We start from the raw sequence: 8,905 nt of genomic DNA, 5'->3' as shown, positions 1-8,905 counted from the left end.
GATCGACACCGCCGCCTCGGTCGGACCATACAAGTTGAACAACTCAGTACGCGGGTTCTCCCGCAGGAACCGCTGCGCCACCGAACCCGGCAACGCCTCACCGATCGCCAACACCCGCCGTGGCGACCAATTCACCGCCTCCGCGGTTGCTCGGTGTACCAGTAGCGCGTCGAGCATCGACGGCACCACATGCAGTGTGGTGACCGACTCCCGCGCCATCAGGTCGTTCAGATACGCGGGATCCTGGTGGCCCTCCGGGGCGGCGATCACCAGCCGGCCACCGCACACGGCGGCAGACCAGAACTCCCACACCGACAAGTCGAACGTCGCCGCCGTCTTCAGCAGCACCGAGTCGTCCTCGGTCAGCTCGAATTCGGCTACTTTCCACAGCAACTGGTTCACGATGGCCGCGTGCGGCACCGCGACGCCTTTCGGGCGGCCAGTCGATCCCGAGGTGAAGATGACGTATGCCGTGTTCTCCGGCCGCAGCGGTACGACCCGCTCGGATGCGGTGAGCGGCGCGCTCGCGACCGCGGTCAGTTCCAAGTCCTCCAGCCGCACCACCGGCGCGACGTCGGTGTCGAACTCCGCCTCCGCGTTGCTCAACACACACACCGGAGCGGCCGTCGCCAGGATGTAGCTCGTGCGCTCGGCAGCCTGATCCGGATCCACCGGCACATACGCACCACCGGCCTCGGCCACCGCGTACATCGCCACGACCAGATCGACCGATCGGCGGAAAGCGAGCGCGACCCGGGATTCGGGGCCGACGCCCACCGAGACCAGGTAGCGGGCGAGGCGGTTGACCCGGGCAGCCAGCTCTGCGTAGGTCAGTTCGGCGCGTGCACCATCGGGCAGGTCGGCGACCAGCGCGACCGCTGCCGGCGCCGCCGCGACGGCCCGGCGCAACAACGATCCCAGCGTCGCGGCGGGTTCCACCGGGTGGGTCGTGTCGTTCCATACGGTGAGCACGTCGGTGCGCTCGGTGTCGGCGAGGATGTCGATATCGCCGACCGCGACGTTCGCATCCGCGACCACAGCCGCGAGGATCCGCGAGAACCGCGCCGCGAAACCCTCCACCGTCGCCCGATCGAACAAATCCGTCGCATACGTCAAAAACCCACCAATACCCGCAGCCGCACCCGACTCCTCATACCCATCACCAACAATCAAATGCAGATCGAACTGCGACACATCCAAATCCGCATCCACACCAGCCACCGACAAGCCCGGCAACTCCAACACCGCACGCCCGACATTCTGAAACGACAACCCCACCTGGAACAACGGATGACGCGCCGTCGACCGCGGCGGATTCAACACCTCCACCAACCGCTCGAACGGCACATCCGCATGCGCGAACGCCGCCAAATCCCACTCACGCTGACGCGCAAGCAAACCCGCGAACGACTCACCACCATCAACCCGCGACCGGAACACCACGGTATTGACAAACATACCGATCAAATCATCCAACTCACGCTCACCACGACCCGCCACCGGACTACCGACAGCGACATCCGAACTACCCGACAACCGAGCCAACAACACCGCAAACGCCGCATGCACCACCATGAACAACGTCGCACCATGCGCACGCGCCAACTCCACCAGACCCGCATGCGTCGCCGCATCAACCGCAACATCCACCCGCGCACCAGCCGACGACGCCACCACAGGACGCGGCCGATCCGCGGGCAACTCCAACAAATCCGGCAACCCGGCAAGCTGCTCCCGCCAGAATCTGATCTGCTGGGCGGCGATGGATTCCGGGTCCGATTCCTCCCCCAACACCGCCCGCTGCCACAACGCGTAATCCGCGTACTGCACACCCAACGGCGACCACCCCGGCACGTCACCCGCAGTGCGCGCCGCATAGGCGATCATCACATCCCGCACCAACGGACCCATCGACGACGCATCAGCCGCAATATGATGCACCACAACCACCAGCACGAACTCCGACGGCGCGGCCTGTAGCAATCGCACTCGTACGGGCACTTCGGCGGTCACATCGAAGGGAGCCGAGGCGAGTTCGTACACCTCGCCTGCGATGTCGGCCGCACCGATCGGATGCACGGCCACGTCCAGCGCCACCTGCGCGGCGGGCAACACCACCTGCACCGGACCGTCCGGCGTCTCCGGATACACCGTGCGCAGCACCTCGTGCCGCGCGACGACATCGTTCAGCGCCGCCCCAAGCGCGGCCACGTCCAGCTCGCCGGTCAACCGCAACGCGAACGGCAGGTTGTAGGCCGCCGAAGCGGTGGCCGCGGCAGGGTTGTCCGCATGGTCGAAGCGGTTGAGGAACCACATACGCTGCTGCGCCGGCGACAACGGCAGACGTTCCGGCCGCGCGATACCGCCGAGCTCTACAGCGCGCTCACCATGCGTATCCGATTCGATCGCCGCCGCCAACGCCGCGACGGTCGGCGACTCGAACAGTGCCCGCACCGGCACCCGCGCACCGACCGCCGCACCGACCCGCGCCACGACCTGGGTGGCGACCAACGAGTTTCCGCCGAGCGCGAAGAAATCGTCGTCCGCGCCGACCCGCCCCGCACCGAGCACTTCGCCGAACACCCCGGCCACGATCTCCTCGATCGCGGTCACGGGCGCACGGAAATGCTTGGCCTCGAAGGTGGGTTCCGGCAGCGTCTTACGATCCAGCTTGCCACTGGGGTTCAGGGGAAACGCGTCCAGCGCGACAATCGTGGCCGGAACCATATAGGCGGGCAGCGTTTCACCGATCGCCGCGAGCAATTCGGCCTGTTCGATCGTTCGTCCCGGTGCGGGCACGACGTAGGCGACGAGCTGGTCGCCCAGCGCGGACGGCGCGACGAGAGCCACGGCCTGGCTCACGGACGGTTGAGCCAGCAGCGCCGTCTCGATCTCACCCAGCTCGATCCGCTGACCACGAAACTTCACCTGGAAGTCGGTCCGGCCGAGATAGTCGAGCCGATGCGGCAGTATTTCGGTCGGGGCGCGCCAGGCCACCAGGTCACCGGTGCGATACATCCGCTCGCCGATACCGAACGGGTTGGCCACGAAGCGGTCCGCGGTGAGATCGGGACGACGCACATATCCACGGGCCAGCTGATCACCGGCGAGATAGAGCTCGCCCGGAACACCCGCGGGCACCGGTTGCAGACGCGAATCCAGCACGTACACCTGGGTGTTCCACTGCGGCACGCCGATCGGCACGGAACGCTCGTCAGCGGCGGTCGCGGGCCAGTAGGTCACCGACACGGCCGCCTCGGTCGGGCCGTACAGGTTGTGCACAGCCGCGTCGGTCACCGCCTGCACAGCGGCGACGGTCTCCGGCGGCAGCGCCTCGCCGATCACGAAGATGTCGCGCAGGGTGGGACACGAGCCGGGGGCGGTGTGCGCGGCGAAGACCGTCAGCATGGACGGCACGAAATCCGTTACCGTCACGCCCTGCGCGGCGATGGTATCCGCGACGTACACCGGATCCCGATGGCCGTCGTGCGTGGCGACGACCAGTTTCGCCCCCGCCCGCAACGGCATGAAGTATCCCCACAGCGAGACATCGAACGTCGTCGCCGTCTTCTGCAAGTACACGTCGTCGGCATCGAGCGGATACGCCGCGAGCATCCAGCTGACCTGGTTCTGGATCGCGAAGTGCGAGATCGCGACGCCCTTCGGCCTGCCGGTCGACCCGGACGTGAAGATCACGTACGCCGGATGGTGCGGCAGCACCGGGCGCACCAACTCCTCGGCACGGACCGGGGCGTCGTCGAAACGGTTCGGATCCAGGGCGTCCAGCAGCAGTACCGCGGTGCCTTCGGGCACGTCGACCGCGTCGGCGGAGGTCGTGAGCACACAGATCGGTTGCGCCGTCTCGAGGATGTGCGCGATGCGTTCGGCCGGATGATCCGGATCCAACGGCACATACGCCCCACCCGCCGCCACGATCGCATACATCCCCACCACAAGATCCAACGACCGCCGAACCGCCAAACCCACCAACGACTCCGCACCCACACCCTGCGAAATCAACAACCGCGCTAAACGATTCACCCGCGCATCGAACGCCCGATACGACAGCTCGACACCCTCGTAAACGATCGCGACCTCATCGGCGTACGCCTGCGCCGCACGCCGGTAACCGTCCAGCAGCAACTCGGCGGGCACCGGATACCGGGTGTCGTTCCACTCGAGCAGGATGCGTTCGCGCTCTATGGGAGCGAGCAGATCGATCGTCCCGATCGGCCGGTCGGGTTCGGCGACGGCGGCGGCCAACAGCCGCTCCAACCGCCAGGCGAACTCCGCGATCGTCCGCTCGTCGAACAGGTCGGTGGCGTAGGTGAACATCGCCGTGAAGCCCGTCGGCTCGCCCTCGGCGTCGGGCACCACGGTCAGTTGCAGGTCGAATTTCGCGATCGCGCCGTCCAGCTCGAGCACCCGGGCGGACAAGCCGGGCAGGACCACCTCGGGCCTGCTCATGTTCTGGAAGAACAGCGCCACCTGGAACAGCGGATGATGCGCCTGCGAGCGCACCGGGTCCAGCACCTCGACCAGCCGCTCGAACGGCAAGTCGGCATGCGAGAACGCACCCAGATCCGTTTCTTTCGTCTGGGCAAGCAGCGCACGGAACGACGCGCCGAGGTCGATCCGGGAGCGCAGCACCAGCGTGTTGACGAACATACCGATCAGCGCGTCGAGCTCCCGCTCGCCACGGCCCGCCACGGGCGTGCCGATGGTGATGTCGTAGGTGCCCGTAAGCCGGGCGAGCAGCAGCGCAAGCGCGCTGTGCACCACCATGAATTCCGAGGCGCCCGCACTGTGCGCCAGTGCGGCCAGACCCTGGTGCACCGAGGCGTCCACCGCGAAGGTGTACTCCGCGCCCCGGCCGGAGGCGACAGGTGGGCGCGGCCGGTCGGAGGGTAGGTCGATCCGGTCCGGGATGTCCGCCAAGGCACGACGCCAGTAGGCGATCTGCGCGGCGGCCACCGAATCCGGATCGTCCTCGTCGCCGAGCATCGCCCGCTGCCACAGCGTGTAGTCGGCGTACTGCACCGGCAGCGGCTCCCAGGACGGTCTGGCCCCGTTGCGCCGGGAGAGGAACGCGCCGAGCAGATCCCGCAGTAACGGCGCGACCGATGCGCCGTCGGCGGCGATGTGATGCACCACGACGACGACCACGTGATCGTCGGGGGCGATCTCGGCCAGAGCGATGCGTAGCGGCACTTCCGCCGCGACATCGAAACCGGTCAGCGCGAAGCCACGCAGCCAGTCCAGCAGTTCGTGCTCGGCGACGGGCTTGGGCGCGAGGTCGGGGACGGCTCGGGCCACGGGCACGACGACCTGGTACCCGGTCCCGTCCACCGCCGGATACACCGTCCGCAACGTCTCATGACGCTCCACCACATCCGCGACCGCCGCCTGCAACGCCGCCACATCCAACACACCCGACAACCGCACCGCGAACGGAATATTGTTCGCCGCCGAACCAGTATCGAACTGATTCAAAAACCACATCCGCCGCTGCGCCAACGACAACGGCACCCGCTCCGGACGCTCCACCGCCACCAACGCCCGCCGGTCCCCCGCGCCCTTCATCGGCTCCAGCCGCGCGGCCATCGCGGCGACGGTAGGGCTCTCGAAGATCAGCCGCGCGGGCACCCGCGCCGCGATGGCGGCGCCCAAACGGGCCGCGGCTTGCGTGGCGATCAGCGAATTGCCGCCCAGTTCGAAGAAATCGTCGTCCGCGCCGACCGGCGCACCCGGGCCGAGCAGTTCGGCGAATACCTCGCTGACGAGCTCTTCCAGGGGACCGACGGGCGCGCGGAACACCTTGGTTTGCAACCGCGGCGCGGGCAGGGCCCCGCGGTCCAGCTTGCCCACCGGGGTCAGCGGGATCTCCTCCAGCACCATGACAACCGTCGGCACCATGTGCGCGGGCAGGCTCTGCTCGGCGAAAGCGGCCAGTTCGGCCGCGTCGGCGACCATGCCGGGCGCGGCGTGCACGTAGGCGACGAGAATGGTGGCGCCGCTGTCGAGCTGATGCCCGACGGTGACCGCGAAATCGACCGTCTCGTGCGCGGCCAGCACCGCATCGATCTCACCCAGCTCGATCCGGAAACCACGAATCTTCACCTGGAAATCGTTGCGACCCAGATACTCCAACTCACCATTCGGCGTCCACCGCACCAAGTCACCGGTGCGATAGAGCCGTGAACCGTGGGCGTCGAACGGGTTCGCCACGAAACGGGACGCGGTCAGCCCGCGCCGTTCGTGGTAGCCGCGGGCCAGGTGCGCACCGGTGATGTACAGCTCGCCGACCACACCGCTGAGCACGGGGACCAATCGTTCGTCCAGCACGTACTCGGTGACGGCCCGGATCGGCGCGCCGATCGTCACCGGCTCCCCCGGCACGAGCGGCGCGCTGATATTGGTCATGATCGTGGTCTCGGTCGGGCCGTACCCGTTGAAGAATTCACGGGTCCGCCCGCCGGAAACCGGCAGCACCCAGCGCCGCACCAATTCCGGCTGGCACACTTCGCCACCGGCCACCACCACGCGCAACTCGTCCAGGCCTGCCGGGTCCACCGAGGCGAGCGCGGCGGGCGTCACGAACGCGTGGGTCACGGCCTCCCTGCGCACCAGGGACGCGAACTCCTCGCCGCCGAACACCGTAGGGGCCGCGACGACCATGGTGGCCGCGCCGCCCAACGCCAGCAACAACTCCAGCACCGAGGCGTCGAACGACGGCGAAGCGAAATGCAACGTCCGCGACGCACTCGTCACCCGATACCGTTCACACTGCTCAGCGCAGAAACTCGCCAACCCCGCCTGTGTGACCACCACGCCCTTCGGCTTGCCGGTGGAGCCGGAGGTGTAGATGACGTAGGCGGGATGCTCCCCGCGCAGCGGGCGAACCCGTTCCGTGTAGGTCACCGGGTCGGCGGGGAACTCCTCGAGTCGCCGCGCGCACTCGACGGTATCTATGGACAGCCATTCGACCCGGTCCGGCAGGTCGCCACGGACCTCGTCGACGGTCAGCCCGAAGACCGCGCCCGAGTCGGCGATCATGTGCTCGACGCGATCGGCCGGATAGTTCGGGTCGACCGGAACGAACCCCGCACCGGTCTTGGCCACCGCCCACACCGCCACCACCGACTCGATCGACCGCGGCACACCCACCGCGACCAAATCCTCCGGACCCACCCCACGATCGATCAGCAGACGCGCCAACCGCGTGGACCGTTCATCCAGCTCCGCATAGCTCAGCTGCGCCAGCGTGCTGGTCGCGTCGGCGAACACCAAGGCGGCGCCGCTCGGGTTGGCCTCGACGGCCGTGGCCATCAACTGCGGCAGGGTGGTGACTCGGGGGCGGCGGGTACGGGTCGGGCGCACACGGGCTGGGCGGGTCATGCGCGCACCGCTTCCGCAGTCTCGTCACACCGCTGCCCGACCGCCCGAACCATCGTGCTGCCTCACCCTGTCTGTCGTCGCCACACGCACGTCACCATGCCCCCCCGCATCATGATCATCGAACGCGCGCATGCCGATCGTTACCTAACCGCCGGCGCACGCCGAGCGCCGTCGGCCACGACCGGTGGACTACCGGGCCGCGGAACGGACGCGCGTGACGAGTGCCGGAGATGATTATTCCCTGCCGACGCGCGATTCGGGCCACGGCGTCGGCCGGAACGATCAACGGCGGACGTCGAGCAGGGCGGCCAGCTGCGGGCCGATCACCGCCAACGCTTCCGGTGCGGCCATTCGAGCATGCGTGACCTCGACCGGCCGGTCGACGACCATGCCGTGGACGTATGGCCACCAGTCCGCCGCGGCGGCGCGCAACTTGTCGGCGGGGTCGGCGACGGCCGCGCTGAAGTACTGCACGGTGCCGCGGAATACTCCCGGCCGGTGCGCCGCGATCAGCTCCGCCGACCGGACCGCGCTGCGATAGATCCGGCGCAGTCGCTGTGGCGTCACGGCCACCAGATCCGCCGGGATCGTGGCGTGCAGTGTGGCCAACGCCTCGTCGTCGAGTTCGTAGACATCATCGGCGTCGGCAGCCGCCGTACCGAGGCCGAGTTCGGCCAAGGCGCCGCGCACCGCGGCGCGGAACCCGACGATGTCCGGGTTCGGATGGCTGTCCATCATGGCCAGCAACCCCACCTGCTCGCCCGCGTCCTGCAACTTGGTGGCGATGGTGTGGGCGAGCACACCGCCGAGCGACCACCCGAGCAACCGGTACGGGCCGTGCGGTTGCACCGCCCTGATCTCCGACAGGTAGCGCTCGGCCAGCTCGTCCAGCGATCCGGGCAGCTCGCCGTCCTCCGACAGCGCGGGCGATTGCAGACCGAAGATCGGCTGCTCCGCGGGCAGGAACTGGGCCAGGCCCGCATACGACCAGGCCAAGCCGTACATCGGATGCAGGCAGAACAGCGGGGCCGCCGAACCGCTCGCACGGATCGGCAGCAGCACCTCCAACGCCGCGTTGGCATCGGCGTCGCCCGCATCCATGCGCGCGGCCAGACCCGAGACGGTGGCGTCGGTGAAGAACCATTGCACGCGCACCGTCGCTCCGGTGGCGTCCCGGAGCCGTCCGACGACCTGTGCCGCGAGCAGCGAGTTGCCGCCCAACGCGAAGAAGTCGTCGTCGAGCCCGACCCGGTCGGCGCCGAGCAGGTCGGCGAACGCCTCGGCGATGGCGTGTTCGGTGGCGGTGCGCGGCGCACGGTAGGCGACCCCGCTGACGAACTCCGGGGCAGGCAGCGCTTTACGGTCCAGCTTGCCGTTGGGGGTCAGCGGCAGCGCGTCCAGCACCACCACAGCGTCGGGCACCATGTAGCCGGTCAAGAACCCAGCCACTTCCGCGCGGACCCGCACCGGGTCGACCTGCGCGCCGGTGTCGGCCACCACGTATCCG

The 8,905-nt window shown here is 68.4% G+C and carries 2 protein-coding genes; both read right to left on the bottom strand.

Going from position 1 to position 8,905, the window contains the following annotated elements; translation table 11 throughout:
* The coding region (locus GVY39_RS33415) for a non-ribosomal peptide synthetase (RefSeq protein ID WP_159930952.1) at positions 1 to 7,398 on the bottom strand (7,398 nt) is incomplete at its 3' end.
* 282 nt (positions 7,399 to 7,680) lie between these two features.
* Positions 7,681 to 8,905: thioesterase domain-containing protein (locus tag GVY39_RS33410; protein ID WP_240679494.1), on the bottom strand; the 1,225-nt coding region annotated here is incomplete at its 5' end.

The sequence above is a fragment of the Nocardia sp. CY15 genome, from assembly GCF_009829295.1.
Lineage (GTDB): Bacteria > Actinomycetota > Actinomycetes > Mycobacteriales > Mycobacteriaceae > Nocardia > Nocardia sputi.
The sequence above is the reverse complement of the archived record's forward strand: the minus strand, read 5'-3'. Positions and strand labels throughout refer to the sequence as shown.